This is a genomic window from Pseudoalteromonas sp. N1230-9 (genome assembly GCF_032716425.1).
Classification (GTDB): domain Bacteria; phylum Pseudomonadota; class Gammaproteobacteria; order Enterobacterales; family Alteromonadaceae; genus Pseudoalteromonas.
In genome coordinates this window covers 3219877-3246092 of the sequence record NZ_CP090419.1, presented here as the reverse complement: position 1 = coordinate 3246092, position 26216 = coordinate 3219877, and the positions used below count along the sequence as shown (strand labels likewise).

The following is a 26216-nucleotide window of genomic DNA, read 5'->3' as shown; positions in this document are numbered from 1 at the left end:
AAGTGGTTTGCTTAATTGAACTTATTAGTCGTTAATTTTCGCAAATGGTGTTCCCATGCGCGTCACTGTTTCTGGGTGTTGATCTGACAAGAACTCAGCTTGATTTGCACCCCAGGCTAAAATAACGGTAGAGCCTAACTTAAAGCGACCCATTTCTTCACCTTTCTTCAGAGTAATCGCGTTGTCACCTGTGGTTGGGTAATTCCAACTAAATACATCTTTACCTGCTGGTGGCGTGACTGTGCCTGCCCAAATAGTCTCGATGCTAGCAACAATTGTCGCACCTACAAGTACCATGGCTAGTGGGCCAATTTCGGTTTCAAAGATAGCCACAACACGTTCGTTACGAGCAAATAGGTTAGGTACATTTTGCGCTGTTAACGGGTTGACCGAAAATAAATCACCCGGTACGTAGATCATTTTGCTCAGCGTACCATCAACAGGCATGTGAATACGGTGATAATCTTTAGGCGCTAAATAAATAGTGGCAAATTTACCGCCTAAAAACGGCGCTGTGTCTTCTTCTTTGCCACCTAGGAGTGCTTGTAAGCTGTAGTCATGGCCTTTTGCTTGGATGATTTGACCGTCTACTACATCGCCTAATTGGCTAATTGCACCATCAACTGGGTGAGCAATAATGTCGCTTTCTTCAGCAAGTGGACGAATACCTTCTTTTAATGGGCGAGTGAAAAACTCATTAAAAGTTTTGTAATGAGCTGGATCTGGGTATTTAGCCTCACTCATATCAATTTTGTATTGTTTGATGAACAATTTAATTAAGGCCGTTGTTAAGCCACCCGCTTTTGCTGCTGCTAACTTGCCGACCATGCGCGAAATGAAATGTTTTGGCATGGCATATTGCATAGCAATTTTGAATTTATCTAAACTCACTTGTTATTTCCTAAATAGTTATACGCGAGGAGCGCGTGCACCAGCACGGCCGTCGGCCATAGTTTCTAAAATTCGGTGGTAACTGTCAAAACGAAGTTCTGAAATTTCACCATCATCAACAGCTTGGCGAATTATACAGCCAGGATCGTTTAAATGTTTACAATCTCGAAAACGACAGCCACCAATAAAATCACGGAACTCTTTAAAGCACCATGTAACGCGCTCAACATCTAAATGCCATAAGCCAAACTCACGAATCCCCGGTGAGTCTATTAGGTTACCACCACTTGGTAAATGGTGTAATCGCGATACGGTTGTTGTGTGTTGACCAAGGCCGCTGTTCTCAGATACTTCTTGAGTTAAGATGTCAGCATCAGGCAGTACAGTGTTCACTAAGGTTGATTTACCCACGCCACTTTGACCAACAAAAATGCTGTTTTTATCGACCAGTTTTTGTTTAAGCTCATCAATGCCTTGACCCGTTTTATTACTGACTAACAGTACTTGATAACCTAATTCACGATAGATATCGAGAATTTCATCAATAAAAGCAAGGCCTTCATCGTCAATTAAATCTATTTTGTTAAGCACTAAAATAGGCTCAATACCCATGTCTTCACAGGCAACTAAGTAGCGGTCGATAATGTTTGGCGTAAACTCAGGCAACACCGCCGAGACCATTAAAATTTGGTCGATATTGGCAGCGACGACTTTCACGCCGTCATAAAAATCAGGGCGCGTTAGTTGTGAGCGACGTTCATGGGTTGCTTCAATAACGCCAGCTAAGTCGCCTTCGCTAACTTTTGCACGGCGAAAAATAACTTTATCACCACATACAAGGCTCGATACTGTTCTGCGTATATTACAGCGCAGCACTTCGCCTGATTCGGTTTCGATGTCAGCATGTTGACCAAATCGACTGATCACAACTGCATTTTCGGCAGGGCCTAAATTGTCATTTTGCCATTGCACAGTTGCCCCTTTCTGTTGCTTTTTGTCTGCATTAGAGAGGCGTTTTTGATGATTGGCCTTAATTCGACGCGATTGGCCTTTACTTAATTTCTTTTGTTTTGCCACTTTTGGCCTATAACTTGAGTAAATGTCGGGCTTTTTGAAAAAAAAGCTTTAGGTCGACTGATGATACTAATATGATATATCTAAATGCGTTGGATCTAAAGGAAAGCACCGCTAAGGTAACTATGTCTTTTCATAAATCAAATCTTATCTGGCTCGACCTGGAAATGACTGGCCTCGAACCAGCAACAGATAAAATACTCGAAATTGCCACTGTTGTCACCGACAGTGATTTAAACATCTTGGCTGAAGGCCCTGTTATTGCTATTCATCAAAGCGATGAACTGCTTGATGGCATGGACGAGTGGTGTACAACTCAGCACGGTCAATCTGGTTTAACAGCTCGCTGTAAAGCAAGCACTTTCACAGAGCAAGATGCTATTGATCAAACATTGGCATTTTTAAAGCAATGGGTGCCAGCGGGTACATCGCCTATGTGTGGTAATTCTATCGGGCAAGACCGCCGCTTTATGAATAAGTACATGCCTGAATTGGAAAACTACTTCCACTACCGTAACCTTGATGTAAGCACAGTTAAAGAACTTGCGCGTCGCTGGAAACCTGACGTGTTAGCACAAGTGAACAAAAAAGGTTCACATCTAGCCCTCGACGATATCAAAGATTCGATCATGGAATTAAAGGTTTACCAAGAAAAATTCTTTAATTTGTAAAAAACATTTGCAAACACATCGGATTATTGTAGAATCCTGCCCCGCTTAAGACGTTAACCCCCGCGGGGTTGGTATGTCTTTAAGTAATTGAATGCGGCACTAGCTCAGTTGCCAGAACGTTTTACCGCAACCTTCAGGTTGTGCGCCAACGGACAAATTACTGACTACTTTTGAATGCGGCACTAGCTCAGTTGCCAGAACGTTTACCGCAACCTTCAAGGTTGTGCAGCAACGGGCAAATTACTGACTACTTAAAAGCGGCACTAGCTCAGTTGGTAGAGCGCAACCTTGCCAAGGTTGAGGTCACGAGTTCGAGCCTCGTGTGCCGCTCCAATTTCTCACCAAAAGAAATTGGCTTAAGTTTCAAGGGGAAAGTAACTAACTTGAAGCTTGTAACTTAAAACTAGTAACTTATTGTGCGGCACTAGCTCAGTTGGTAGAGCGCAACCTTGCCAAGGTTGAGGTCACGAGTTCGAGCCTCGTGTGCCGCTCCAATTTCTCACCAAAAGAAATTGGCTTAAGTTTCAAGGGGAAAGTTGAAAGCTCCAAGCTATTCAAACTTGTAACTTGAATCTTGTAACTAGAAACTATTTGATGCGGCACTAGCTCAGTTGCCAGAACGTTTTACCGCAACCTTCAAGGTTGTGCAGCAACGGACAAATTACTGACGACTTATAAAGCGGCACTAGCTCAGTTGGTAGAGCGCAACCTTGCCAAGGTTGAGGTCACGAGTTCGAGCCTCGTGTGCCGCTCCAATTTCTCACCAAAAGAAATTGATATAAGTTTCAAGGGGAAAGTAACTAACCTGAAGCTTGTAACTAGAAACTTTTTTGATGCGGCACTAGCTCAGTTGGTAGAGCGCAACCTTGCCAAGGTTGAGGTCACGAGTTCGAGCCTCGTGTGCCGCTCCAATCTCTAAAAAATTCCAAAAACACTTTCTTAAATAATTTAGTTAAAGCCAAGTTTTGCTTACAGCTTAAAGTTAGTTTTAGATCTGACCTTGGATCGTCGCGACAATGCGTCTAGCGCCACCATGATCACGGTGTTCACCTAAATAGATGCCTTGCCATGTGCCAAGCATTAAGCGGCCTTGGTTAATAGGTATGGTGAGTTCAGCACCTAATGTACTGCTTTTTATGTGGGCTGGCATGTCGTCATCACCTTCATAATCATGACGATAATAACTTTGTCGTTCTGGTACAAAGTGATTGAAGTGACTTTCCATATCCATTCGCACAGTGGGATCGGCATTTTCGTTAATTGTTAAGCTTGCAGACGTATGCTGAATGAACAGGTGTAATAAACCGACTTTGTATTGCGTTATTTCTGGAAGTTGACGAAGTAGCTCGTCATCAATGATGTGAAAGCCTCGCAAGCGAGGCTTCAATTGAATGGTTTTTTGCTGCCAGCTCATAGTTTATCAAAGCTAACTTCAATATTGGCGTTACCATCAGCGGACGTGAATGGGATTAATACCTTGGCGCCTTCACATTTATGGGCGATTGTATGTCCTTTACCAGACACAACAATCGGCGTTGCCATATCAAACTCATAGCCTTTTTCGCCGAGTAAGTTTTTAGCACCGCCTGTTACCATGTTGGTAATTTCACCTACCATGTCGGTTACTTCTTCATTGACTGAGTCTGGTCGCTCCCCCAGCATTCTTTCCATAATAGTTAATGCTAAGCTTTCATCAAAGGTAATTGATAGTGAGCCTTTTGTTTGAGGCCCTACCATACCAATCAAACCTGATACATCGCCACGGGCTAATTCATCTTTTTTTAAACTAGGTTTACCCGGTTTTAATTCTGTTTGAGCCATGGTGCTCAATACATTTAATAATGATGATAAAAAAGGGTTGATGAACTCTACATTCATTGTTTATTTTCCCTCAGATTACGCAGTTAAACTGCCTTTCTAACTATAAGTGTAGTGGCTGTATGTGACAGCGCACTTAATCTTTGCAATTTTCACATTTACCGTGTGCTTCGATAGTTTGTCCTGAGACAATAAACCCACTCTCTGCCGCTAGATTATTTAGTTCGTGTGAAATAACGGTTGAGTGTAACTCTTTAACATAGCCACAACTGTCACATATCAGTAACTGTACAGGGTGAATGTGATCAAAGTGGTGGCACAACATAAATGAGTTTGTGCTTTCAATTTTGTGAATAAAGCCAAGTTCTGACAAGAAATCCAAAGCACGATAAATAGTGGCAGGTTTTGCGCCTGACTCAGTTAATTTAAGTTGTTCTAATAAATCATAAGCACCAACGCCACCCTGAGCACTTGCTAGCAGGCGGAATACTTTTTCACGGATAGGTGTGAAACGTGCCCCACGATTGTCGCAGACTTGTTTTGCTTTACTGACGAGTGATTCTATATTCATCTTCTCTTATCCTTACGCTACCGTGATATACTAACATACTGTATTGTAGTTGCAGTGTTTTTATTCGCTAACACGTTTTATAGGGAGTTTTCTCAATGAATGAATTGCTTGCCGCATTCATTTTCTTTTTTGCTGTTATTGATCCTATCGGTACAGTGCCTGTTTTTATTGCTGTTACACGCTGGGATGACGCCAAATTTAAGCGCAAAGTTGCTTTAAAAGCAGTTGGTGTTTCGGCACTGGTTCTATTATTTTTTGTTGTCGCGGGCGAGTTGCTTTTAAATGCGATAAATATTCCGCTTTCGGCGTTTCAGATTGCCGGAGGTATTGTTTTATTACTTTTTGCTTTGTCGATGATATTCGGTGAAAGTAAACCAGAAACTGAAATCAAAAGCGTACGAGATAGCACCGAAACGGCTATTTTCCCATTAGCCATTCCTTCTATTGCGAGCCCTGGAGCCATGCTTGGTGCGGTGCTAATGACTCGAAATACAGAATACACTTGGTATGAGCAGCTTATAACGTCATCAATCATGCTTTTTGTATTAGTAATCGTGCTGGTTTTATTACTGCTTGCCACACATGTTCATAAGTTAATTGGCGACAGTGGGGCAAGTATTATTAGCCGAGTAATGGGGTTAATTTTATCTTCTGTGGCGGTAACTAATATTTTAGGTGGTATTGCTCATTACTTTGGTTTAGCGGTGCCAACATAGTTTAAATTTAAAGTGCATTTTCAGTGATTTAAATTTTGAATTATTGCCTTCTTTTATCTAACTTAAAGGAAGGCAATATAAAATTTAAGGAACAAAGAATGCTAATTAAAAATGTTGTTTTATCCATTTTTCTGATCTTTAGCTTGGGCGCTTGCATGGAGCCAACCTATGATAGTGGTAAGCTAAAAGTGATTGAAGTAACTGATCACGATTTCAAAATTAATGGGGAGAGCGCTGTTACAGTCATTGTTGGCCACGCTAATGTGGCTGAATACAGCTTTTCTATTCGCAAAAGTGATCTTAAAAAGGGCACGCTTTTGCAGTCTGTCTCCGATAGCAACCCAAATGTACGTGCTGATGGTACTTTCTTTAGCGAGTATTACGTACAGTCAAAAGATCATGATACACATGCATCCATTGAAATTGTAGAAATAGACCCTGTTCAGAAAATTGCTCGCATTGCAGTGGGAGCTAAATTAGTTAATCTGAAAAATGAGGATTATAAAGAACTTGAAATCACTGTTTTGGAGCTTACGGGACAAAACCTTGAACACCTTCTTAGTAAAGTAAAAATGTAGCCTTTACATTTTACCTTATTCTTCAAAGAAGTGAGATTGCAGTACACTTCTTCGCCTCTTTTCATCATCTGATCTTCGATTAAGCCATGCCGCGAGCCAGCTTCGGTGGTATAATGGTCGCAATTTTTCATTTCGGTGCATACCTAAAGGGTATGTGTCATCGCTATATTAAGCGTTAATCGTATTAGGTAATTTAAGTTGCAAGTAAATGCATTGATCTTTAAAGGGGCCATGTTATGAGCACAACGACATTAAACCGCCGTTTTTCCGTGGCACCCATGTTAGATTGGACTGACAATCAATAAAACAAAGGCTTGAATCGATGTGTGGGGGACTATTGGGGGACGATTAAAATTGAGGGGGGATGTATATTTAGCTTCCAACTTTAATTATTTTGTATATTTCTTTATCGATATTGATAATAAATGCTATTGTAAGTAAAATGCGATCCCACTTAAAGGGAGTTAATAAATAGAATGCCTTTTGAACAAAAACCTAGAATAAAATTTAATAAAAATCCGTTAATTGAAGTAATTTGTAAGTTTAATTTTATCTCGCCAATAGATGATATGGATAGCGCTGATTTGCTTGTTAAATTACATGACTCAGTAAAGAAGAAGTTACCTCTATTTAAAAGGGGTAAAAGCCTAACTGTTGAGCTAAATACCGACAGTCAGGCAATTGGTAAAAGTGAAGGGATAGTGTACGAGTTTTCATCTTTGGATGAGTCGGTTCAAGTAATGGTTGAATCAGATTCGATTACGTGTGCAACATCTAACTATCAGTCAAAAGAAGATTTTTTTGATTACTTTTTTTGTGTTTATAACAGTCTAAAACAATTGTATTCAGTTAATCCAATTAGCAAAGTAGGTTTACGCTACAAAGATGTAATTCAACGAAGCGTGTTAAATGATAATTTGACGGATGTTGGATGGCATGAGCTGATTAAAGAGCCTTTAGTGGCTGTTTTTGCAGATGAGGACTTATCTGCTAGCATTCTAGGTATACAGTCTGGTTTTACAATTAAATTAGAAAGTATTGGTAAAAATGCAAGAATGAATGCAAATTATGGAATTGTGAGTCACGCAGAGACTAAAGAGCAATGCTTTTTAATTGATAGTGATTTCTATATTGATGGAGTGTTTGACTATGATACAGCAGAAAAATTTTTATATGACGCCAACGCTAAGGCAAGAGACTTTTTCCAATGGTGTATTAAGCCAAAGTTATACAAAGCCCTTGACCCAGAAGCCATCTGCAGTTGATAAGATATTAATTGTCAATGCGTTAGCTGTTGCTGGAGTTTTTTTTGTAGGTAACACTCAAGCAACTGAAAATTTAACCTCAGTACAACATAAATACCATTCTGGCGTTGAGCTGACTTTCAAACGTGAGAAGAAAAAAGTTGTTGTTTATAGTGAAGCTACAAATTCACTCCCTTGGTTAAAATCATTTTATGAAACATCAAGAGAAGCTGAAACCGCTAAGCAATTATTGCCATTAATATCAGGTATAAAACAACTGTTTTCTGAAAAAAAGTATGACTTAGTTGATGCTATTCTTTCTGAAATGGAGTTTAGTAAGTTAAGCAGTGCCGCAATGGTTGCTTTTATTAGTGCCACTTACCCTGCAAGTCATAAATTAGAACATTGGCAGTTAAGTGTATATTTAGTAAAAGAGCATTTATCAAATCAAGGTTTAGATGCAGACGAAATTTTACAGGGATTAGTTTAGTATTATAAATGCAGTTACATACACCAAATATAAATGATTTTGCTAATGTTGACAGTGTAGGAGTTGCTTTATCACAGTATGAGGGTGAGCAAAATCACATTGCTATTCTATTCCAGTATGAAGATGTAATGTTGTTACATGTTGGTGCTCATAAAAGCCCTCTGTTAGAGAAGCCAACAGATAAATTTATGTGGCTAGATCTTGGGAGTTCATTTCACCCAATTAGAAAACAAGTGATTCTTGCATCTATTCAGCAGATAGCGGAAAAAAATAAAGACTCGAAAATTCGATATGGATTAGATCATGGTATCTATTGTTTAGATGCAGAGACTGGTTTGCTGAATGAAAACTATGATCAATCAATAGGCTTCACCTGTGCCACATTTGTCATTGAAGTTTTTCTTTCTGTTGGTATTAAATTAATAGATTGGGATACATGGCCATCAGGAGAAGAAAAGCATACTGAATTTCAAAAAATGGTATTTAACTATTTGGAAAGAAGTAAACGTGATAACCCTAGTTCTGTTACAGAAGAATATTTAAAAGCTCAAGCAAGTAATATTGGTAAGGCCCGCTTTTTACCTCAAGAGGTTGCTGCAGCAACTCAAAATGGTGCAGAGTCAACAAAAGATGAAGTTGACCCTATTGCACTAAAAATACATGAACAGCTAACCGCTTATACTAAAGAGTATTATAAAAATAGATAAGCAACTACAAAATAAAGAGCCCGCTAAAAGCGGGCTTTTTTTCTGCTTGAAAGCTATGAAAACGAAGTATTTTGGTAAATATTCACTTTTATATGGAAAGTTTTTTTTGCAATAGGCCTAATGGTTTTTTTAAATAACCATAAGGAAAATAAATGTCAGTTTTTTTAATTACCTTGATTGCAGTCTTTGCTACTTCACTATTTTTTAGAAATAAAGAATTACCTATGCTCGTTGGAGTTCCTGCTTCATTTGTTCTTTTTTACGGAGCCGATATTGTTTGGTCTATTAGCGGAGTTATAGCCGCTGCTTTAATATTAGATAAATTTGTATCTGATGATTATTTCTTATAACTTAAGACAAGCACATATAAACAAACCCGCACTTAGCGGGTTTTTTAATTTTATAAATCAATCACTTTAAGATAATAAACACTATCTTGCCTCAACCTCTGTAAACTCTAAACCTGTTAAGTTATTTTCTTTAACTAATCGGTAGAAGCTATTTTCAGCGTCAGTAGTAAAGTACCTAAGCGTTGTCTCTTTGGTTCTAAAGATAGCTGAGTTATTGATTCTCTTTTTGTCCATCACTAAGCGCTTAAAGCGTCTTGTTCTACTAATTTGGCCGCGTCTATTATAGTTAAATTCAGTAAGTTCGTGGTCTACCGCATCCTCAAACCCTACTACATTCATAGCAAACCAAAGCTCACCATTTAAATCGCATTCTAAATATTCAACGTTGTCGCCTAAATAGGGCTCTAAAATTGTTTTAGCTTTTTGTGATAGAACAAAAGAGGTTGCACCCAAACCTGCAATGTCTGGAATCTCTAGGCCTAAATCATTATTTGATTCATGAATTAGCCAGTTAATACCTAAAGTGCGCCAGTTATCACGCATTGAAGAGCCATCAAAGGTAAGAAGCTGGCCCTCGGTAAGCTGCATGGTTTGTTCAAAGCCTGTTTCATTTAAGTAAAGGTATTTATCTGGGTCGATAACGAAACGATAAACTTTATCTATATTTGGCATTTAAATACTCTGCTACTGGTTATTCAATTAAAGACTTTAAAGGAAACTGACCATCTTCAAGGTCATCGGCTATGTCTCTTAGTGTATCTATAATACCTCTGTGCCCCAAACCTTCCATGACTGATTCTTCAATTAAAAATTCGACATTTAAGTAATATTTTTCAGTGTGTATTGTACTGTGGGCATAGGCATTAGGTAGAGACTTCATTGGCACATGTGCTTTATGAAGCGGTAAGTAAACCCCATTTGCTTCGTTATCAATATCAATCCCGAATGCTGCTAAGCGCAATCTTGCTCTACCAGCTCGTTGGTCGTTCCAAGAGACAATATGGTGAGCAGCAGTATTACCTAGTCGTTTACCTCTGCCTGCCTTTTTCATGTTTTCAGCAAGTTTCTTTGAATGGGACTTCATGTGCTCCCATTGTATAGAGCGAGAGTATTTTAAATCATCTTCAGTAATGCGCCCTTGGCGAAATCGTACTGAATCAATAACAACATTGCGGTAGTAAATAGAAAAGGCTTGAGCCTTGGCTTTGGCATGAACTGGGTCACCAGTAACGGTCAGAATATCTTGTTCAAGTTCTTGAACCGTTACTTCCTCGTATGGTTGGCGCATTATAAATCCTTTTAAATAACGTGTACCTATATTCTTTCAGAATATGATAATTGAAGCAAATATAGACAAGGGTATATCTGAGTTGGCACTCAGGTTTAATGCCTGTACAAATCACCAGCTTGTCGAAAGCTGAACAAAAACTTAATCTATTAGGTAGCTGAAAAGGAGTGGCGTTTTATTTTTCACTAAGAATATAGTTTGTGTTTCATAAAGTTTGCTTGTCACTTTGAAAGACTAAAAAGTTTTTCCTATCGCCTTTGGCTTTTAAAAATTATAAATAAACTTACATAGGAGTAATAACGTGAGTAAATCGGTTGCCTTGGTATTGAGCATCTTTTTTGTCACTGCTTGTAAAACAACATTGCCATCACCTCCAGATGGAGCGGAAAGGGGGCCAATATCAGAATTTATCTGGGGTAAATCTGACATCCAAAGCGAGAAAGTATCTGATGATGTACTAGCTGAAGTATCTCCTTCAAAAATAAATGATAAATATCAAGACGCATATGACGATGGATATAATTGGGAATACTTTTTTACGGCATACCGAAAAATGTCTAAGTACTTCTCTTACGAACAAAGTGCTACAGACTTAATGAAGGTTTATTATCCAAAGACATACAAAAAATATAGAAATGATGAATTTGAGCTTGCAAGTAAAAAAGCTGAAGCTGTTGAAAGGATAAAGCAAGATACAAATAACTTTGATGAAACGAGAGTGCATAAACTCTTTACGGAATGGGATTTTGGTAAATACGATTTTGACAAAGGAGAATTCCCGTTAGAGTCGTTATCATCAACTACAAGCTATCGTTTTAAACAAGATCACATTCGCATGCCAAAGAATAAGTTTCCGCGGGAATTTAAGCTTTATTTAACTAACCCAGAGGTTATTGGCGATTTAAAAATGGCACCTGAAAAAGCCAAAGTATTCTTACAAAAAAAGAAAAATTCAAGAGGGAGAATCGACCGAGAGTTACCTGCAATGTTTTACTTTAAATTTGTTAGGTTAGATGAGGGTGAAGGTATCTTCTATGGTGAAGTGCTTGGTGGTGAGGTTTACTATGGTAAGGATGATAAAAGGGTCATAAAGTCCTTTTAATATAAAGAAGCCCGCGAGTCGCGGGTTTTTTAATACCTGTATAAATCCTCAGCTTGTTGAAAAATGAACGCTAGCTTAATCTAAGGTTTTAGTGGTAAAGGGATGATCATGGAAGCGGAACAGTTAATTCAGAAAGCAATTGATACAAAGCAGAAAATAAACGTAATCTATAACGGTGGTAGCATGAGTGGTCAGCCTCGTATTTTAGGGCCAATAAGTATCAACGGCAATAAAGTAAGAGCTAAGTGTTATGCAACTAACGCCTTAAAGACATTCCTAATGGAACGAATACAAGTTATTGCTGAGAATGGTGAGCTAACAAAAAATAGAGCGTCCGAGGTAAACCAGCTACCAAAGGTAGAGCCACAGCAAACACTACTAGACATAAAAAATGCGATAACACCACATTTTCCTGTTGAAAAATGGCTAATAGAATTGACCGAAAGTACAAAAGACTTATCAATTTACGCACGGTTTAAAAATGGTAATCCTAAAAAGCTCCCTGAACTACAAATCTGTTTTGAGGAGTTTAGAACTGAACCAGAGATTGATGAAATAACAGGTGATTATAAAGAAGTCACAATAAAGCGTACTAAAAATTGGGTCGTTCGGCATAAAGGAAAGAAATCAGTCATATCATATAGCTACTTAAACACGGCTGCTGATCGTTTGTTTATATGGTGCAAAGAGTTACTGGGAAATCAGGATATAGAATTTAAATTTTTAGAAAGCGCAACGCTAAAGTATTTAAAAGCAATGTGGCCCAATGGTGGTAAAACAAAAATAAAAAGGGACTTAGCTCTTTATCCTACGGTTTATTACAACTCTACATTAAGCAAAGGAACATTAAATAATGATCACTGGTATTTTAATGTGCCATACGCTTTCAGAGATGCACTTGATATAAAATACGAAGAACGTAAAAAAGATAAAAAAGGTTATATGGTCTGGACTCAGGGGCCGATATTAAAGTTTAAAATGGGTGATAATTTCTCTGCAAAAAACAGTAATATTACACTACAAGTACAGTTCGGTGATCAGATGGGCTGGGACAGAGATAAAAATGAAATGTATCTAGGAAGTGTCGTCTTTGATTTATTTGAAATTATAAATAAAAAATATATCTATAAGCAGCGATATCAATGTAATCAGATGGAATTTTTAGAGCTATTAATTAATGGCGATAGCATAGACATAGAACAATTAACTAAGCTTTCACGTTCGGAAATAATTACCTAAACCAAGCCCGCAAGCGCGGGCTTTTTTGTGCTTAGTGTTTAGTTAATCAAAACGACTTACCAGCAAATACCACTTTACCAACCAATGTGCAGTTGCCATTAATCGGTATAAGTTGCTCAGGCCAGTTAGGGTTGGCGGCTTTTAAGAATTTGCGGCCGCTTTCGATAATGAGTTGTTTGAATGTGGCTTGGTTGTCGTCATCTAAACGGGCGACAACGTACGAACCGTGAATACACTCGGCTTCTGGGTCTACAAAAATTAAATCGCCGTCAAAAAACTTTGGTTCCATGCTCACGCCTTGCACTTTTAGTGCAAAGGTTAGGTCGCTGCATTTTACGGGGCATAAGTAACGTTCAGCGTCGTAGGCTTTTATTTCACTAATTTCAGACCATGCTCCTGCTTGCACCCAGCTAATTAATGGCACAGCTGCTTTTAGTGTTGGCCCGGGTACAACGTTGCTGTTTTCACTTTCACCAACTCCAAAACGCAAATACTCCGGTGTGCATTGTAATGCACGTGCTAACGCTTCAATCTTACGCGGGTTTTTAGTGTCGCCTCTTTCTATTTTTTGTATAGCTGTTTGAGCTGCACCAGTAATTTCAGCCAGTTGATACTGAGTCATACCAAGAGCTTTACGACGTTCCTTAACTCGAGTTGCAATGTCCATATAATTCCTCATCTATGTCGATTTGATAACTTTAAGTGATTTGTTAGGGAGATTGTCACAACCTTTTGTGATTAATGCAAATTACTTTAAGTAAGCTAAAGTGCTCACAAAAAGTAATAAATAAATTGACAATCACTTAAAGTGATCTTAATGTTAGTTTTGTACTACCAAAGGTAATTAATTTTGTGAGTGTGTTTATGTCAAATATTGAAAAAGCAGTACACATTGTTGGCGGCCAAACTAAGTTGGCAAACTTGTTAGGAACACAGCAAACAGCTGTTTGGAATTGGGTTCATCGCCACTGCCAAGCCCCCGCGAAATACATCCCACGTATTTCTGAACTAACAAACGGTGAAGTATCGGTAAATGAGTTACTCGCCGATCACCAAAAAAGCAACAAGGACGATGCAGCATGAACATGACCTTTGCGTTACTTGCGCGCTACAACACACCCGTTGTAAGGCTTAAAGACATTTGTGTCGAGCATTTAGGCATTCAGCCTAAAACTGCTGAGCAAAAGGCAAAAGCCGCGCAACTGCCATTTCCTACATTTAAGGCCATTGATTCGGAGCGTTCACCTACGCTGGTAAACGTGAGTGATTTAGGTGAGTACCTGCAAACACAATACGAAAAAGGCCGCGCTGAGTGGCAAAGTGTAAACAACTAGGAGCAATGACCATGGCAAATGCACTTGTTAAATCAACAAATACAACTCAACCCGCACCACTTAAAGCTGTAGAAGGGCGCCACGTTCCTAAAGGCCTTGCTGAAATAAAAGCGCTAATGGGTAGTGAACGTCATACACCTGAGTATATTTACAGCAAGGTGTTAAGTGAAAACGAACGCACAATAGTTTGTTTTGCCGCAGGCCTAAAACGCCACGACCTTGAAAAAGGCTTTGCTAATTTTAGTGCTGAAACCCGCTTAAAAATCCACAAGGCTATTTTGCAGTTACAAGAACTGGTTAAAGCATTTACCGATGCAAACGCAATGGCACCAGCTAAGTTTTTGCAAAACGCCCCACGCGAAGATGCAAGCACCGACTATTCACACTTAACTGTGCATTCACACTTAACTGTGCATTCACACTAGGGATTGATCATGGCTAAGTTAATGGTTGAAAAAAGTAACGGTGTCTCGAAAATGGTTGTTGATCATTCAGAAACACAAGAACAAACAATCGCAAACTCACAGAGCAAAGGCAAATTGCAAGCATATGTTTTGGCATACAGACTTACAAAAGAATTAAAAAACAAGCAAATACTCATAGATGGAATACATCAAACAATTGGTTGGATTGAATCTACAGGTGGTTGTGAAGAGTCTATTCGTATGTTGAGAAAAGCACTTTCTGAGGTGAGATCATGAGTTCAACAAATCGCGGAACTGTGCGCAATGCGGATGATTACTATGTAACACCACATTGGCTAATTGAAGATTTTCTAGCGGCCTTTGCTGAAAATAATATTTTGCTTTGTTCACCAGATGAATACCCAAGAGTATTAGACCCAAGCGCAGGCGGTTGTGAACAATACCCAATGAGTTACCCAGCGGTATTAGAACAGCACGGCTTTAGTGTTGAAAGCTGGGACATTCGTGAAGATTCACGCGCAGAGGTTAGAGGCCGTGATTTTTTAACAACGCCAAGTGCATTTTTGCCAACATTCAACATGATCATCACCAACCCACCATTTAAGTTAGCGCAAGAATTTACAGAAAAAGCCCTTGATATGGTTGATGATCACGGCTTAGTAATTATGCTGCAACGCTTAAATTGGCTTGGTAGCCAAAAGCGTAAACCAATGTGGCAACGCTTACCGCTTGCGGCCGTTTATGTTCATAGTAAACGACCAGGTTTCAAACCTGAAAAACCAAGTCACACAGACTCTACCGAATACGCCCATTTTGTATTTTGCAAAGGCTACCCAGCCGCAGCAGAAATATTTGTAATTTAACCAAATCCAAATCCTAAAGGACTAATGAAATGACTTCTATCAAAGACCAAGATCTATCTAAAAATCAGCAATTACTTAAAAACATTGTTGAACACGTTTTAGACCAAGCCAATTTTACTATTAAAAACTTAGCTAAGCGTCCAACGGTTGCCATGCTCATGGAGTGTGAAAACTGCCTTACTGACCTAATGCCAGTAGTGCAATTAATTGCAAATGACCACATTGAATACGCCCCCTTTTACGACCGCCTAAGCGAAACACTCGACGCAGTTCAGCGCGGTGCCGATTTTGACCTAATTGAACTTGAACTATAAAACGGAGAAAAAAAACCATGAACCACGTAATGCTTGATCTAGAAACTATGGGACAGGGCAATAATGCTGCAATTGTTGCCATTGGCGCGGTATTTTTTGAACCAACCACAGGTGAAATAGGCGCGAGCTTTTATCAAAAAGTTGGCTTAGAAAGCGCTGCAAAATATGGCGAGATTGACCCAAATACAGTGCTTTGGTGGTTAAAACAAAGCGATGAAGCTCGTGCTGAAATCACTAGCAATGACACGATGGATCTGCAATATGCTATTGATGATTTTAGTGCTTGGGTAGGGCAAATTGAGCGCGTTAACAGTCGCGTAGTTTGGGGGAATGGAGCCAGTTTTGATAACGTAATTTTGGGTCATGCATTCAAAGCGGTAGGCTATGAAAAGCCATGGCGATATTGGAATGACCGCGATGTTAGAACCGTTGTTGAATTAGGCCGCACACTTAAAGGCTTTGATCCTAAGCGTGATATGCCATTCACAGGTACGGCACATAACGCACTAGATGATGCAATTCATCAAGCCAAATATGTTTCAGCTATTTATAAAGCTTTAGCTAACTAGATGAGTATTTGGCCAACTCTTAACTTCGACGTTATTACAGCGGTTTCAACAATGGTTGAAGCCGTTGATAACGTTGAGCATAAGGAAACCTTACTAAGCGGCTTAAGCCGTTTTACCCCTTATATGCAGTACAAAATGGCTAAGCAATACTTAGCTAAAGTGCAGCAGCATAATGATGTTTGGTACAAAGACGAGCCCATAAACCCAAGTGATGAAGCAAACGCTTGGTTTTATGATGTGCTTAAAAATGCAGAATATCGCATCGATGTAAGCTTTTTCAAACTAAGCAAACCTGCCAAGTCAGCACTTAAGAAAGTGCATAACAACAATCACCATAATTACATTGTGCGTGACATTATTAGCTCTAACCGCAAAGCGAGTATTCAAGCTAGCTTTGTGCGTAGAACAGCCGAAACACTTAGCTTTACAGAAAAGCAGCGTGAAGTATTAGCACAAAAAAAGATGCAACCATCTAGTGATGAAACTGCATTTTTACAAAAATTGGTAGGTGGTGATGTAACAAGCTCTGTGCGCTCGATCATAGATGCAATCGACGATACTGCAGAAAAAGAATTTGTATATAAATGCTTAAGCAAAGTACCAAAGCCATTACAAATGCGTGTGGCTAAACGCTTTATAGATAAGTACGAACCAAGCATTAAGCGCTATAAACAAAAGCGCAATGAAAACACAGAGCAATACACAGATAGAATTGCTTCGCAATCATCTGAATTATACCAATTTGACGGCACAACTAAAAAGCCAACAAATACGAATATATTCGATAGCATTCGTGATCATCGTAATGCTAACCAGTGGCTATTACGTACTATTAAAACGCTTAAGCCTCGCCTTACAATTCTTAAACAAATAACCGACAGCATGCCTTTACCTTGGCATATTTTAGCGAATGTAGACAAAACCAAAAAACATGCTGAAGTGCTGGCCCGTGAAGTAACCGAAATACTTAACGACTTAGGCATAGAGAACCCAAGCTGGGGCGCTTTAGATAAGTTTGATGTGATCAGCCAGTATGCTGAAAACTTTGGTGTGACTCTTTTTGCTGCTGAAAAAGGCATTTACTTAACAGAGCCAGATGCAGAAGTAAGTTTGTTAAAAGCGCAATGTTACAAATGGTGGGGACGTAAATTAAAAAATATTCGCCGCCGTTACCTTGAGCATTTAGAAATAGCAACAGGTGAAGTTGGCAAAGACTTGTTTGCAAAATACGACAAAAAGAAAGGCACTAAAACAGTACGAAAAGGCATTAACGCTTATTGCTCACACCAAGCGCTTAATGAATATAAAGCTGATCGTGAACGTGGCAAACGATACCTTGAAAGCCTTGAATTAGTTAACGAACAAAGCGATGTTATATCGCTAATGAAAGCGGTTGAAGCAGGTATTGCTAACCCTGAAAACATGCGTAATGAGTTAATGCTACGCATACGTGAAACAGAAGAACTAGCCGACGAAATGGGCTATGTAGGCGGTTTTTACAATATTACTGCACCTAGTCGTTTTCATGCTAATTCACCAAAATGGGATGGCTCAACCCCCAAAGATGCAAGCAATTATTTAAACAAGCTGTATTCACAAGCAAGGGCCAAATTAGATCGTCTAGAAATACCGTATTTTGGGGTGCGCGTAGCCGAACCTCATGCAGATGGTTGCACCCACTGGCACATGCTTTTATGGATGCCCGCTAGGTACTACGACAAAGTTAACCACCTTTTACGCCGATATTTTACTCGCGATGATCGTGAGGTATTTTTTCAGCGCTTTAAAAACCGTAAACATTACCGCAGGAAGTACAAGCATAACCGTAAAATTTGGGGCCTAAATAAATCAAAAGGCATTTACACCAAAGCGCCGGTTAAAAACTATTTCCCAAGTAGCCCACGTTATACCGCCATGAAAATGGAGCCTGCAAAAATCGGCAAAGATGGTAAACGAATTGGCGGTGCAGCAGCCTATATTGCTAAGTACGTCAGTAAGAATATAGACGGCTTTGGTCTTGCCAACGAATACGATGCAGAAACAGGCGAGAAGTTTACCCAGTCAGCCCTTGTTAACCCTGTTAAAGCATGGGCAAGCACATGGGGCATTCGTCAATTCCAATTTCAAAAGTCACCCGCCATTACTATTTGGCGTGAGCTGCGCCGTGTGCGTGAAGCAATACAAGGTAATGAAGAGCTTGAGCAAATCCGCAAAGCTGCGGACGAGGGCAGCTTTAAAACCTTTGTTACTTTAATGGGTGGCTTTGGCATTGGCCGAAATGCGCGTTTCAAGCCTGTTTATGAATATACCGAATATGGCAACCAATATGCTGAATGCGTTAAGCGCATTAAAGGCATTGAAGACCTTCACGAACCTTGCACTTTGATTACCCGTGTTCACACCTGGCAAAAACAAATTATTGGTACTGCCGCAGCTAACGACAACACCGCTGTAAATGGCGGGCAGGATGCTAACAACGTCGGCGCAGCCGACCTATCTTGGTCTAGTGGGAATAATTGTACGCCTTGCACAGTGGGTGATAGAGACGAATTATTACTAGATATGATCGGTTTTACCAAAAAACAGATCGCTAAGGTTAAAAAGGATCTAGTGGCGGGTAAAAGGATCAGGCGAAACGGCCAAATTTACCTAATACGAGACGGTAATTTACTCGTATTAGATGAAGAAAAGCAGTTAATTGAATATCGCAAGCAAGCGATTGACTCGCTCGCGCATACAGAAATGCAAAAACAGCAGAAATTAGCAGGCGATCAACACTCAGAACCTTCAAAAGCCAGCATATATGACTTTGCACCAGAGCATGTAAAACAGCTTAAGGACGGCGGCAATGTGGTGATTGGTAACCGTGTTTATTACATGCAAGGGCATGAGCTGCATAGCTTTGAAAAACTAGATCTTAATAAGCAGCGCCCAGCTGGCAACACAACCCCAACCGAAAAACATTATCAATATGCGCGTGAGCTCTACGACTTAGCGACCTCATACGCAAAATTCGATGGCAGAACTAAGCCATCAAGCACCCAATTTAAATATGGTCATGCAGATGTAATTGGTGATCTTGATTTAGCTAGGCTCGTTCTAGCTGGTGAAGCAACAGCAGTCAGTGACAATGACTGGTGGGCATTAGATTTAATGGCGTAACTGTACCCGCGGATTAGTTAATCCGCGGGTACAGATAAGTTTATCTGTACCTTTAACTAGCTACTTTAGGAGTAATTATGAATACCCATACAGCAGCAGAGAAAATGCTCGAAACAGGGCTGTTTTATACAGCTAGAACACTAGGCCATGCTTTTGGTGAATCGGTAAAGCACGGTACTCGTTGCTTAAAAAATATAAAGCGTGATACCCGTTACACCATTGTGAGTGAAACACGATTAGGAGTTGATGCTATAAAAGTAATTGCCATAGATGGCCGCAGAGTGAGTATCGATCAGCTACAAAATAAAGCACTGTTGTTTAAGCGTCCTGCTTTATTAGCAGGGGGGAGTTGTCATGCCTGAGAATAATCAATCCGATATACACCAAAACAAGATTTATTGCGGTACGGACTTTTACCTTGCAATGAGAGCTGAATGCGGTGTGCTGCATGGCAGTTCGTTTAGGTTTAAACACATAACTTTCGTTCAAGACGAAAACTTACACCCAAGGCAGCTATTAGCACTTGATAGCAAGTTAAAACCTTTACTTGATGAACTTAAAGAGAGGTTTGAAGCGTGAAACCAACCGTTAAACGCCGCAACTGGGTGTATCACTCAGTTGTTAAACCTAAGCAAAGTGAGCAGAAAAATGAAAAAGATTAACTGGAATCATATGTCTGAACTTGGATTGATCGAGAGAATAAATCGAGAGATTTTACACCCGCTTGGTTTAGCCATCTGTCGCCAAGTGGAAAGTGGAGTAAGCGAAAAAATTCTAGTTGCGGATGATGGTGTTTTTGAATATGGCCCTGAAATAAATAGTAAGCCACTAACTTATGAGCAAGTACAAAAAAAGCTAATGGAATTCGAAAATGAAAAATGAAAAATTAACTACAGCACAAGAGTTATCAGTCGTATCTGACGTAATTGAATACCTTGAAGGTCGTGGAGTTGAAGGGCCATTAGCTGCATGTATTTTAAAAACGGCCGCTACACATATTGAAAACCAAGTGGCTAAAAAGTGCTTTTTAGTCTCAATGAGTAAAGCATTAAACAAGTAGCTGCAGCACAGCCATTTTTAACTATGAAGTACTATCGCTCGAGTACAGACAAATTTAACTATGTGGTACCAGAAATCAGTTTATACCTGGTGCCATAGTTAAGCCTGGCTATAGTCGACGGCAAACATAGTTAAATTTAACTGTATTGGCCACACTAGATAAATGCAGCTATGCCAGCTGCTGGAAATAAAAATGATGAATCAATCAGAACACGAAAGCTATTTAGGTGCAAAAGGTGGCAGTGGTGTTTACCAAGCCATTATTAATGTAATGGCCCCTCATGACTTTTACGGTGAGCTGTTTTTGGGCACTGGCGTAGTATTTAAAAAGAAAGCATCGGCTAAGCACAATGTGGTTATTGATAAGTCACAAACCATGCTAGATAAATTTAGCTATGTGGTACCAGAAAACAAAATTTGTGGTTGTGCTATTGAGTGGCTAGAAAATTTTAAACCATTTTGTAAAACCCAGCTTTATCTTGATCCGCCATACATGCCAGAAACAAGAACAAGCAATGCACGTTATCAGCATGAAATGACAGAAGCCGATCACAAACGTTTGCTACTAGCTGCAAAAAAACATAACCACGAAGACGTTAAAATTATTATTTCTGGCTATGACAATCCGTTATACAACGAAATGCTAAAAGATTGGTGGCGTAAAGACTTTCAAGCAATGACCCGTGGCGGCGTTCGTACTGAAACAATCTGGCTTAACTATCAACCAGGTGATGTGCATTATCACACTTTTGCGGGTGAGAACTTTACTGATCGTCAGCGGATAAAAAGAAAAGCTCAACGTTGGGCTAAGAATTATGAAGCACTCCCGAGAGCTGAAAGGCAAACCATTATGGCTGCACTATTAGCAGTTGAATAACGACTACTATAAGCCAATTAATTCTAATTGTTGTTCACGAGGTAAGTTTTTAATGAGTGACGCGGCAAGTTGTGCTGTTGTTTGGCGAGGTGGGTTTAGATAATGTTTAAATGCTAGTGTACTAACAAACGTTGCCCCACAGTTTTTAACGTCAGTACATGAAATGTATAGATCAGCTACATGGGTTGATTGATTTTCTCTTGATGAAATAGTCGCTTTACTTCCACAGTTCGGACACGTTACCCGCATAGCCACACCACTATAAATCCACAAAACATTAACTGTGATTATATACAGTGTTTCTTTACCTTACAAATAACCATTCAATAGATAGCTGAGAACTCAAAGGCCGAAAAATTCACTCCTCCTCGCCTTCCGCTTTCGTGCAAAAAATGCGTCAAATTGACAACCATTGTGACATGCTACTTTTAGCTAGCCCTTGTATTAAAAGGATCTGATAGTTGTTTAAAAAAGATCTGAATGTCACAACTGTGACAATATTTGACATAAAGTGACAACAAAATAGTCTGATAGATGGTGAAAGTTAAAGTTGATTTTGTATCTACAACATAGTAGAAGTTATTATTTAAACTATGGTATTAATGTATGAAAAATATAATTTCTTTATCTGATTTTAATTGGTTAACTCAACTTGCAACTTTTATTGCATCCATAGCTACAATTCTCGCTTTAGTTATAGCTATATGGACATTATTTAACTGGCGAAAGCATCAGTTATATTTAGAAAGGATAAAATTGCTTACAGAAATGGAATTAAGTTTCCAACTATTATCATCAGAATATTTAGATATAACTAAAAACAGTTTTGTAGCTTTAGATAGGGTACAAAATGAAAAGGATCATGATCGAATTATCAAAGATTTAGATGACACTCTAAAGCATTCAAAATTCATTGAATATTCGCTTGAATATCAATTATCATATTTAAAATGTAATAGATTAATATTTAACGAAAAGAGCAAACTAAAAAGCTTTGAAGATATGGAAAATTTTTATGGAAAGTGCGTAGAACTCCGTCAAGAGCTAGCAGATAAGAAAAAAAGTTTTGATACAGTTACTGAAGAATTTGCAAATCTTTACTCTAAATTTAGAAAAGATGAACAAAAGGTTTATGATGACCTATTTAAAGAGTTTAAATAAATATTCGATTAAGCGTTAGCTCCCCCTAACGCTTTTATTCTCTTTACCCTTACCACTCCAAAACGCCCTAAACAATCGCATTAACCCAAGTGTCGAAACGGCAATCCCCACTATCACAAACTCAAAGTACCAGGGCGCACCTTTATAACCCATTGCTTGCCAACCTTTTTGCATATACGGTTGCATTGCTGGTATGAAGTGACAGATGAATAAACCTAAAAAGAATAAAATAATGATTTCATCCATAAAGGTTTTGTCGCGGTTCTTCAGCACAAGTAAGTCATAATCAGCGTCATTTTGCTCTGCTTGCATACAACGTTTTGCTTTTGCTTCAAACTGGGCAATTTTAAAATTGTTTTCAGCACGTGCAACGTCTGCGGCCATTTCAGCCGCAATACGTTTACGCTCAACATAACCGCCGGTTAAATCGGCTATTGGGTCTGTAATAAATGCGATGAGTGTTTTAAGCCAGCCCATTATTTGATCCCCCTAATTAATTTAATAAAGGCTTTTGGGTCTTTACTGAATGACTTGATCACTTTGTCGAGCCCTTCAAGTAAATGCGGTGCGGCATAGGCTGTAACACCAATCACACCCGTTTTTAAACTTTCATCAAATCCTCGCCACTCACAAAACATGGCGGCTAAGTAGGCTGCAAATATCGCAATCAGTACGCTCATAAAGTAATGAAAAAACGTGAACTGTCGTTTGCTTAAATACATTTGGATAGTGGCTGCTAAGAAACTCAACATAAATAATCGCCCCCATTGTTTAATAAATTCAATGATGTCTAACCAGCTCATGCGCTTTCCTTTGTCGTTGGGTTTAAGTCTGAGTACTCAGGCTCTTTAAATTCAATATGTTGTGCGGTAGGTAAGTAGTTATTAATACCCAGTACGTCTTGCTGAAGCGGTACCACTTCATTGTTGTAATAAGCGCGGGTGATTTTGTCTAAATCACCAAAGCCAGGGCTATCACCAGATGATTGCCCGCTGAGTGCTTCTTGTGCGCGGTGCATGCTGAGCATGTCGTTAAGGGTTATTTTTTTGATGCGCTCAAATTCGTCTTTGGTGGATATATCACCGACAGGCGTGATCTTTATCGATTTTTCAGCATCGGCTTTATTACTGCGGAAATTAAAAAATAGGCTTCTAAAGTTACCCACACCTTTGCTGTCACGAATGGCATTCTTTAATGCAGTTTCGTCGTCATCGCTTAAGTTCGGATCTGCCATGGAGAAGATAAACCCCATGTGTGCCCCGTTTTTGTAATAACGGCGCCTAAATAAAGTGGCATCTTCATTGAGTAGTGCTGACTGAATACCGCCATAATATTGCGGAATGCCATAAATACCTTGCGCAGGGTCGTACTCTTTTACGTGAATGACTTCGCCAGCCTTGAAATAAATAGGCTGGTGAGTGCGGTTACTCAGTTGGGCATACACACCACGCGTATTGGTATAACGCATCGTCAACGCGGGTAAATGGCGCAGCCTAATCACTTGCCCAAACGCATTACGAATAATCTGTAAATAGGCGTTACCACTCCAAAGTAAATCAAACGCAAATTTGCTTAGTGCTTGGTGGCTCAACAATGGGTTTGGTTTATACCATTTTAAGATCATGTTGCGCTTAAAGTAGAGTATGGGTCCATGCTGAGCATTCACTCTGAGCAATTTCACCAAACCTTGCAAACTAATAGGCGGTGCATAAATACCGTTGTTGTCACTAAACACACCAATGTAATCAGTGAGCCGATTATCTAAGCACGGCTCAGGGTCGCCAAAACTAAAAGTATCGGTTACGGCTGTTCGTTGGTTGTAGTTCGGCAATTGGCCGTTACTCACTTGTAATCGTGGTTTACTCATTAAGCTGCAATTCCTACAGAGGTTTGGCGGCTGTGGGCATTGCCGTCCAATGGTTCAAATTTCATAGCATGCATAATTGCCCAAGCAATATCGGCATGGCCTGTGGTGGCTGTGCGGTTGGTGGCATACGTGATCTGGTCGCCAGACACTTTACGACGAATATTAATAAATGAGCTGGCAATATTTACCGCGTCTTGGTCAAACTCAAAGCGGCTGTTTTTAATTACGTTAATGGCTTTAATAACCAGCTGGTTCTTAATTATTGGGTTGTAATGAATAGGCTCAGCATTCGGGAAAAACTTAGTGATCATTTCCCACACACCATAACCAATCCCAGTGGTATCAACGCCAATATGTTGTACGTTGTATTTTTCTGTGAGTAGCTTTATTTCAGCGGCCATGGCTTCAAAGTCATTACCGCTTAAATCGATTGCTTCAAGCAAGCGGAACTTTTCACCTGGTTTCATTGGGCAGCTTAATACTGCCACACTGGCTTTATCACCAAAGCGGGCGGGGTCAAAACCAATCACCACAGGTTTTAACGCAAAAGGGCGCTCCCATTCTAAGTTGAAATCATCCCATTTAGTTGAATCAACCACACACGCCATGATTTGGTTCAGGTTAAAGGCGCTGTGTGCATCATCAATAAACTTACACATAAACAAGTTATTAAACTCGTCTGTGCTGTATTCGTTTTCAAGTACGCCAATATCAATGCGGTCAAAGCCTGAATTAACCACATCATGCACAGTGAGCATTTGGCGCCAAATACCGTCGTCACACAACATGCCATCTTTCAGCGCCTTGTGACTTACATCAATTTCAAATTCAGGATCGTTACAGGCTTTTGTTTTGCGGTACCACTTACCATTCCAATGGTCGTACGCTTCATGGCTGGTAACTGAAGGCGTACTAAAATAGGTAATACGTAAATGCTTGTGCGTGGCCATGGCTTGTGCAAGGCCGCGTAATGTTTTGTATTTAGGAATCCAAAACACTTCATCGATGTATAAGTCGCCGCTTTCCGATTGTGCTGTTCGGGCGTTAGTTGACTTAAAAATCAGCTTAACCGTTTTGCCACCTTTTAGGTTTAGCACCATCGGTGAGCCGGTTAATTCAATATTAAAATGCTCACGCACGAGCGCGACAATATTGGCTTTAAATACTTCGGCTTGGTCACGGCTTGCTGATATAAATATCTTGTTACGGCCATTCAGCACGGCATCATAAAATGCTTCAAACGCAAAGTAGAAGGTTGCCCCAATTTGGCGTGGCTTTAATATAAAGCGGCTGCGGTGATCTTGATTCTCAAACCAATGCTTTTGGTGTGGGTAAAGTAGTTTGTCTTTAAGCTCATTAAGCATGTCAACGGTAATGCCAGAGCAATCGTTTTTCTTTTTCTTCTTCGACTTTTTATTGCTGCCATTATTTTGTTGGTTTGACGCATCATCATTAACGGCACGTTGCTTAGGGGCAGGGGCAAGTTTACTTTTATTGAGGGCGCATAATTGGCGCGTGCAAAAGTCGAGCTCCTTATAGTCCGCTTCGGTTTTGTTGTCTTTATCAGCGAGCAGGTTAATGCGTTTGCTAAAGGCCATTTCAGCGTTATAGCTTGGACACATATCCTCCCATTTGCCCGCCTCAGCCCAACGGCGAACACTACGCGCACTTGGCATGTCATCCAGGTCGGCAATTTCATCCACCGTGTAACCTTCAACCACATACAAGTCTTGTGCTTTTTTGCGTATTTCTGGTCCGTAGTTCGCTTTCATAATGCACCGCGTTTAATAATCCATAGCGGCAGTGTATTCGTTATAAAGCGTGTGATCTGTCAGTTAAAAACCTA

General features: G+C 39.7%; 36 protein-coding genes and 4 tRNA genes. 27 read left to right on the top strand and 13 right to left on the bottom strand.

The window, feature by feature from the left end; translation table 11 throughout:
• Positions 1-24: 24 nt before the first annotated feature.
• Together asd and rsgA are read right to left on the bottom strand one after the other, a co-directional pair.
• Entirely contained in the window at positions 25-891 is an 867-nt protein-coding gene (gene asd, locus LY624_RS15195) for an archaetidylserine decarboxylase (RefSeq protein ID WP_175083551.1), read from the bottom strand.
• An 18-nt stretch (positions 892-909) separates the two neighbouring features.
• A complete protein-coding gene (rsgA, locus tag LY624_RS15190) occupies positions 910-1968 on the bottom strand; it encodes a small ribosomal subunit biogenesis GTPase RsgA (protein WP_341803377.1) in 1059 nt (352 codons plus the stop codon).
• Between the two features lie 122 nt (positions 1969-2090).
• Here rsgA and orn point away from each other — a divergent pair, with 122 nt between their 5' ends.
• The 5 genes from orn to LY624_RS15165 all read left to right on the top strand — a co-directional run bounded on the left by orn (position 2091) and on the right by LY624_RS15165 (position 3547).
• Entirely contained in the window at positions 2091-2636 is a 546-nt protein-coding gene (orn, locus tag LY624_RS15185; RefSeq protein ID WP_063702754.1) for an oligoribonuclease, read from the top strand.
• A gap of 257 nt (positions 2637-2893) precedes the next feature.
• Positions 2894-2969 (top strand) — tRNA-Gly (locus tag LY624_RS15180).
• Positions 2970-3054: 85 nt separating this feature from the next.
• A tRNA-Gly gene (locus tag LY624_RS15175) sits at positions 3055-3130 on the top strand.
• A 185-nt stretch (positions 3131-3315) separates the two neighbouring features.
• Positions 3316-3391, top strand: a tRNA-Gly gene (locus LY624_RS15170).
• 80 nt (positions 3392-3471) lie between these two features.
• Positions 3472-3547 (top strand) — tRNA-Gly (locus LY624_RS15165).
• Between the two features lie 77 nt (positions 3548-3624).
• Here the strand turns inward: LY624_RS15165 and LY624_RS15160 are convergent.
• From LY624_RS15160 to LY624_RS15150, 3 genes are all read right to left on the bottom strand, one after another.
• A complete protein-coding gene (locus LY624_RS15160; protein ID WP_341803376.1) occupies positions 3625-4050 on the bottom strand; it encodes a secondary thiamine-phosphate synthase enzyme YjbQ in 426 nt (141 codons plus the stop codon).
• Positions 4047-4514: a chemotaxis protein CheX gene (locus LY624_RS15155; RefSeq protein WP_130149306.1), complete on the bottom strand. Its 468-nt coding sequence runs from the start codon at positions 4512-4514 to the stop codon at positions 4047-4049. Before LY624_RS15155 ends, LY624_RS15160 begins: the two co-directional genes overlap by 4 nt.
• A 76-nt stretch (positions 4515-4590) precedes the next feature.
• On the bottom strand, positions 4591-5025 hold the full coding sequence (locus LY624_RS15150; RefSeq protein WP_062568536.1) for a transcriptional repressor: 435 nt from the start codon (positions 5023-5025) through the stop codon (positions 4591-4593).
• A 95-nt stretch (positions 5026-5120) separates the two neighbouring features.
• Between LY624_RS15150 and LY624_RS15145 the strand changes: the two genes are divergently transcribed.
• The 6 genes from LY624_RS15145 to LY624_RS15120 all read left to right on the top strand — a co-directional run bounded on the left by LY624_RS15145 (position 5121) and on the right by LY624_RS15120 (position 9110).
• Complete coding sequence (locus LY624_RS15145; RefSeq protein WP_130149307.1) at positions 5121-5741, top strand: MarC family protein; 621 nt, start codon at positions 5121-5123, stop codon at positions 5739-5741.
• A 98-nt stretch (positions 5742-5839) separates the two neighbouring features.
• Positions 5840-6319: a hypothetical protein gene (locus LY624_RS15140; protein ID WP_341803375.1), complete on the top strand. Its 480-nt coding sequence runs from the start codon at positions 5840-5842 to the stop codon at positions 6317-6319.
• Between the two features lie 476 nt (positions 6320-6795).
• On the top strand, positions 6796-7584 hold the full coding sequence (locus LY624_RS15135; RefSeq protein WP_341803374.1) for a TIGR04255 family protein: 789 nt from the start codon (positions 6796-6798) through the stop codon (positions 7582-7584).
• Positions 7559-8053 (top strand): hypothetical protein, encoded by a 495-nt coding sequence (locus LY624_RS15130; protein WP_341803373.1) that lies wholly within the window; start codon positions 7559-7561, stop codon positions 8051-8053. Before LY624_RS15135 ends, LY624_RS15130 begins: the two co-directional genes overlap by 26 nt.
• Before the next feature lie 8 nt (positions 8054-8061).
• Positions 8062-8760, top strand: a complete 699-nt coding sequence (locus tag LY624_RS15125; protein WP_341803372.1) for a hypothetical protein — start codon at positions 8062-8064, stop codon at positions 8758-8760.
• Between the two features lie 152 nt (positions 8761-8912).
• On the top strand, positions 8913-9110 hold the full coding sequence (locus tag LY624_RS15120; RefSeq protein ID WP_341803371.1) for a hypothetical protein: 198 nt from the start codon (positions 8913-8915) through the stop codon (positions 9108-9110).
• 81 nt (positions 9111-9191) lie between these two features.
• On the opposite strand, the gene LY624_RS15115 is transcribed toward LY624_RS15120, so the two are convergent.
• Both LY624_RS15115 and LY624_RS15110 read right to left on the bottom strand, forming a co-directional pair.
• Positions 9192-9782, bottom strand: coding sequence for an imm11 family protein (locus LY624_RS15115; RefSeq protein WP_341803370.1), 591 nt, complete (start codon positions 9780-9782; stop codon positions 9192-9194).
• Positions 9783-9801: 19 nt separating this feature from the next.
• Positions 9802-10398 carry an AHH domain-containing protein gene (locus tag LY624_RS15110; protein ID WP_341803369.1) on the bottom strand — a complete coding sequence of 199 codons (597 nt, stop codon included), beginning with the start codon at positions 10396-10398 and terminating at the stop codon, positions 9802-9804.
• A gap of 301 nt (positions 10399-10699) precedes the next feature.
• Between LY624_RS15110 and LY624_RS15105 the strand changes: the two genes are divergently transcribed.
• The gene (locus LY624_RS15105) at positions 10700-11500 is read left to right on the top strand and encodes a DUF4852 domain-containing protein (protein ID WP_341803368.1); all 801 of its coding nucleotides are present in this window, start codon (positions 10700-10702) and stop codon (positions 11498-11500) included.
• 108 nt (positions 11501-11608) lie between these two features.
• Positions 11609-12739, top strand: coding sequence for a hypothetical protein (locus LY624_RS15100; RefSeq protein ID WP_341803367.1), 1131 nt, complete (start codon positions 11609-11611; stop codon positions 12737-12739).
• Positions 12740-12785: 46 nt separating this feature from the next.
• Here the strand turns inward: LY624_RS15100 and LY624_RS15095 are convergent, their stop codons facing one another.
• Positions 12786-13406 (bottom strand): LexA family protein, encoded by a 621-nt coding sequence (locus LY624_RS15095; protein ID WP_341803366.1) that lies wholly within the window; start codon positions 13404-13406, stop codon positions 12786-12788.
• A 197-nt stretch (positions 13407-13603) separates the two neighbouring features.
• On the opposite strand from LY624_RS15095, the gene LY624_RS15090 reads away from it, so the two are divergent.
• From LY624_RS15090 to LY624_RS15030, 13 genes are all read left to right on the top strand, one after another.
• Positions 13604-13822 (top strand): helix-turn-helix domain-containing protein, encoded by a 219-nt coding sequence (locus LY624_RS15090; protein ID WP_341803365.1) that lies wholly within the window; start codon positions 13604-13606, stop codon positions 13820-13822.
• Positions 13819-14073 carry a pyocin activator PrtN family protein gene (locus tag LY624_RS15085; RefSeq protein ID WP_130149317.1) on the top strand — a complete coding sequence of 85 codons (255 nt, stop codon included), beginning with the start codon at positions 13819-13821 and terminating at the stop codon, positions 14071-14073. Before LY624_RS15090 ends, LY624_RS15085 begins: the two co-directional genes overlap by 4 nt.
• A gap of 11 nt (positions 14074-14084) precedes the next feature.
• Positions 14085-14498, top strand: a complete 414-nt coding sequence (locus LY624_RS15080) for a hypothetical protein (RefSeq protein WP_341803364.1) — start codon at positions 14085-14087, stop codon at positions 14496-14498.
• Between the two features lie 9 nt (positions 14499-14507).
• Positions 14508-14774: a hypothetical protein gene (locus tag LY624_RS15075; RefSeq protein WP_341803363.1), complete on the top strand. Its 267-nt coding sequence runs from the start codon at positions 14508-14510 to the stop codon at positions 14772-14774.
• On the top strand, positions 14771-15361 hold the full coding sequence (locus LY624_RS15070; protein WP_341803362.1) for an SAM-dependent methyltransferase: 591 nt from the start codon (positions 14771-14773) through the stop codon (positions 15359-15361). Before LY624_RS15075 ends, LY624_RS15070 begins: the two co-directional genes overlap by 4 nt.
• A gap of 29 nt (positions 15362-15390) precedes the next feature.
• Positions 15391-15675 carry a hypothetical protein gene (locus tag LY624_RS15065; RefSeq protein ID WP_341803361.1) on the top strand — a complete coding sequence of 95 codons (285 nt, stop codon included), beginning with the start codon at positions 15391-15393 and terminating at the stop codon, positions 15673-15675.
• A 17-nt stretch (positions 15676-15692) separates the two neighbouring features.
• The gene (locus LY624_RS15060; protein WP_341803360.1) at positions 15693-16244 is read left to right on the top strand and encodes a 3'-5' exonuclease; all 552 of its coding nucleotides are present in this window, start codon (positions 15693-15695) and stop codon (positions 16242-16244) included.
• On the top strand, positions 16245-19406 hold the full coding sequence (locus tag LY624_RS15055) for a replication endonuclease (RefSeq protein ID WP_341803359.1): 3162 nt from the start codon (positions 16245-16247) through the stop codon (positions 19404-19406).
• A 77-nt stretch (positions 19407-19483) separates the two neighbouring features.
• A complete protein-coding gene (locus LY624_RS15050) occupies positions 19484-19768 on the top strand; it encodes a hypothetical protein (protein WP_341803358.1) in 285 nt (94 codons plus the stop codon).
• Positions 19761-19985, top strand: coding sequence for a hypothetical protein (locus tag LY624_RS15045; RefSeq protein ID WP_341803357.1), 225 nt, complete (start codon positions 19761-19763; stop codon positions 19983-19985). The genes LY624_RS15050 and LY624_RS15045 overlap by 8 nt, the downstream gene beginning before the upstream one ends.
• A 69-nt stretch (positions 19986-20054) precedes the next feature.
• Positions 20055-20288: a DUF7415 domain-containing protein gene (locus LY624_RS15040; protein WP_341803356.1), complete on the top strand. Its 234-nt coding sequence runs from the start codon at positions 20055-20057 to the stop codon at positions 20286-20288.
• Entirely contained in the window at positions 20278-20466 is a 189-nt protein-coding gene (locus tag LY624_RS15035; RefSeq protein ID WP_341803355.1) for a hypothetical protein, read from the top strand. Before LY624_RS15040 ends, LY624_RS15035 begins: the two co-directional genes overlap by 11 nt.
• Positions 20467-20658: 192 nt before the next feature.
• On the top strand, positions 20659-21342 hold the full coding sequence (locus LY624_RS15030) for a DNA adenine methylase (RefSeq protein WP_341803354.1): 684 nt from the start codon (positions 20659-20661) through the stop codon (positions 21340-21342).
• A gap of 6 nt (positions 21343-21348) precedes the next feature.
• On the opposite strand, the gene LY624_RS15025 is transcribed toward LY624_RS15030, so the two are convergent.
• Positions 21349-21591, bottom strand: coding sequence for an ogr/Delta-like zinc finger family protein (locus tag LY624_RS15025; protein WP_341803353.1), 243 nt, complete (start codon positions 21589-21591; stop codon positions 21349-21351).
• Between the two features lie 357 nt (positions 21592-21948).
• Here LY624_RS15025 and LY624_RS15020 point away from each other — a divergent pair, with 357 nt between their 5' ends.
• Entirely contained in the window at positions 21949-22503 is a 555-nt protein-coding gene (locus LY624_RS15020; protein ID WP_341803352.1) for a hypothetical protein, read from the top strand.
• Between the two features lie 15 nt (positions 22504-22518).
• On the opposite strand, the gene LY624_RS15015 is transcribed toward LY624_RS15020, so the two are convergent.
• From LY624_RS15015 to LY624_RS15000, 4 genes are read right to left on the bottom strand one after another with little or no spacing between them, the layout of a single operon-like run.
• On the bottom strand, positions 22519-22980 hold the full coding sequence (locus tag LY624_RS15015) for a hypothetical protein (RefSeq protein ID WP_341803351.1): 462 nt from the start codon (positions 22978-22980) through the stop codon (positions 22519-22521).
• On the bottom strand, positions 22980-23306 hold the full coding sequence (locus tag LY624_RS15010; protein ID WP_341803350.1) for a phage holin family protein: 327 nt from the start codon (positions 23304-23306) through the stop codon (positions 22980-22982). The genes LY624_RS15015 and LY624_RS15010 overlap by 1 nt, the downstream gene beginning before the upstream one ends.
• The gene (locus tag LY624_RS15005) at positions 23303-24370 is read right to left on the bottom strand and encodes a phage portal protein (RefSeq protein WP_341803349.1); all 1068 of its coding nucleotides are present in this window, start codon (positions 24368-24370) and stop codon (positions 23303-23305) included. The genes LY624_RS15010 and LY624_RS15005 overlap by 4 nt, the downstream gene beginning before the upstream one ends.
• Positions 24370-26142 carry a terminase large subunit domain-containing protein gene (locus LY624_RS15000; RefSeq protein WP_341803348.1) on the bottom strand — a complete coding sequence of 591 codons (1773 nt, stop codon included), beginning with the start codon at positions 26140-26142 and terminating at the stop codon, positions 24370-24372. The genes LY624_RS15005 and LY624_RS15000 overlap by 1 nt, the downstream gene beginning before the upstream one ends.
• Positions 26143-26216: the final 74 nt, after the last annotated feature.

What these genes read in the sequence shown, in the direction of transcription:
- orn (WP_063702754.1), top strand. Translation starts at nt 2,091, where the DNA reads ATGTCTTTTCATAAATCAAATCTTATCTGGCTCGACCTGGAAATGACT.
- LY624_RS15160 (WP_341803376.1), bottom strand. Translation starts at nt 4,050, where the DNA reads ATGAGCTGGCAGCAAAAAACCATTCAATTGAAGCCTCGCTTGCGAGGC.
- LY624_RS15155 (WP_130149306.1), bottom strand. Translation starts at nt 4,514, where the DNA reads ATGAATGTAGAGTTCATCAACCCTTTTTTATCATCATTATTAAATGTA.
- LY624_RS15150 (WP_062568536.1), bottom strand. Translation starts at nt 5,025, where the DNA reads ATGAATATAGAATCACTCGTCAGTAAAGCAAAACAAGTCTGCGACAAT.
- LY624_RS15145 (WP_130149307.1), top strand. Translation starts at nt 5,121, where the DNA reads ATGAATGAATTGCTTGCCGCATTCATTTTCTTTTTTGCTGTTATTGAT.
- LY624_RS15140 (WP_341803375.1), top strand. Translation starts at nt 5,840, where the DNA reads ATGCTAATTAAAAATGTTGTTTTATCCATTTTTCTGATCTTTAGCTTG.
- LY624_RS15135 (WP_341803374.1), top strand. Translation starts at nt 6,796, where the DNA reads ATGCCTTTTGAACAAAAACCTAGAATAAAATTTAATAAAAATCCGTTA.
- LY624_RS15125 (WP_341803372.1), top strand. Translation starts at nt 8,062, where the DNA reads ATGCAGTTACATACACCAAATATAAATGATTTTGCTAATGTTGACAGT.
- LY624_RS15120 (WP_341803371.1), top strand. Translation starts at nt 8,913, where the DNA reads ATGTCAGTTTTTTTAATTACCTTGATTGCAGTCTTTGCTACTTCACTA.
- LY624_RS15115 (WP_341803370.1), bottom strand. Translation starts at nt 9,782, where the DNA reads ATGCCAAATATAGATAAAGTTTATCGTTTCGTTATCGACCCAGATAAA.
- LY624_RS15110 (WP_341803369.1), bottom strand. Translation starts at nt 10,398, where the DNA reads ATGCGCCAACCATACGAGGAAGTAACGGTTCAAGAACTTGAACAAGAT.
- LY624_RS15100 (WP_341803367.1), top strand. Translation starts at nt 11,609, where the DNA reads ATGGAAGCGGAACAGTTAATTCAGAAAGCAATTGATACAAAGCAGAAA.
- LY624_RS15095 (WP_341803366.1), bottom strand. Translation starts at nt 13,406, where the DNA reads ATGGACATTGCAACTCGAGTTAAGGAACGTCGTAAAGCTCTTGGTATG.
- LY624_RS15090 (WP_341803365.1), top strand. Translation starts at nt 13,604, where the DNA reads ATGTCAAATATTGAAAAAGCAGTACACATTGTTGGCGGCCAAACTAAG.
- LY624_RS15085 (WP_130149317.1), top strand. Translation starts at nt 13,819, where the DNA reads ATGAACATGACCTTTGCGTTACTTGCGCGCTACAACACACCCGTTGTA.
- LY624_RS15080 (WP_341803364.1), top strand. Translation starts at nt 14,085, where the DNA reads ATGGCAAATGCACTTGTTAAATCAACAAATACAACTCAACCCGCACCA.
- LY624_RS15075 (WP_341803363.1), top strand. Translation starts at nt 14,508, where the DNA reads ATGGCTAAGTTAATGGTTGAAAAAAGTAACGGTGTCTCGAAAATGGTT.
- LY624_RS15070 (WP_341803362.1), top strand. Translation starts at nt 14,771, where the DNA reads ATGAGTTCAACAAATCGCGGAACTGTGCGCAATGCGGATGATTACTAT.
- LY624_RS15065 (WP_341803361.1), top strand. Translation starts at nt 15,391, where the DNA reads ATGACTTCTATCAAAGACCAAGATCTATCTAAAAATCAGCAATTACTT.
- LY624_RS15060 (WP_341803360.1), top strand. Translation starts at nt 15,693, where the DNA reads ATGAACCACGTAATGCTTGATCTAGAAACTATGGGACAGGGCAATAAT.
- LY624_RS15055 (WP_341803359.1), top strand. Translation starts at nt 16,245, where the DNA reads ATGAGTATTTGGCCAACTCTTAACTTCGACGTTATTACAGCGGTTTCA.
- LY624_RS15050 (WP_341803358.1), top strand. Translation starts at nt 19,484, where the DNA reads ATGAATACCCATACAGCAGCAGAGAAAATGCTCGAAACAGGGCTGTTT.
- LY624_RS15045 (WP_341803357.1), top strand. Translation starts at nt 19,761, where the DNA reads ATGCCTGAGAATAATCAATCCGATATACACCAAAACAAGATTTATTGC.
- LY624_RS15040 (WP_341803356.1), top strand. Translation starts at nt 20,055, where the DNA reads ATGAAAAAGATTAACTGGAATCATATGTCTGAACTTGGATTGATCGAG.
- LY624_RS15035 (WP_341803355.1), top strand. Translation starts at nt 20,278, where the DNA reads ATGAAAAATGAAAAATTAACTACAGCACAAGAGTTATCAGTCGTATCT.
- LY624_RS15030 (WP_341803354.1), top strand. Translation starts at nt 20,659, where the DNA reads ATGATGAATCAATCAGAACACGAAAGCTATTTAGGTGCAAAAGGTGGC.
- LY624_RS15025 (WP_341803353.1), bottom strand. Translation starts at nt 21,591, where the DNA reads ATGCGGGTAACGTGTCCGAACTGTGGAAGTAAAGCGACTATTTCATCA.
- LY624_RS15020 (WP_341803352.1), top strand. Translation starts at nt 21,949, where the DNA reads ATGAAAAATATAATTTCTTTATCTGATTTTAATTGGTTAACTCAACTT.
- LY624_RS15015 (WP_341803351.1), bottom strand. Translation starts at nt 22,980, where the DNA reads ATGGGCTGGCTTAAAACACTCATCGCATTTATTACAGACCCAATAGCC.
- LY624_RS15010 (WP_341803350.1), bottom strand. Translation starts at nt 23,306, where the DNA reads ATGAGCTGGTTAGACATCATTGAATTTATTAAACAATGGGGGCGATTA.
- LY624_RS15005 (WP_341803349.1), bottom strand. Translation starts at nt 24,370, where the DNA reads ATGAGTAAACCACGATTACAAGTGAGTAACGGCCAATTGCCGAACTAC.
- LY624_RS15000 (WP_341803348.1), bottom strand. Translation starts at nt 26,142, where the DNA reads ATGAAAGCGAACTACGGACCAGAAATACGCAAAAAAGCACAAGACTTG.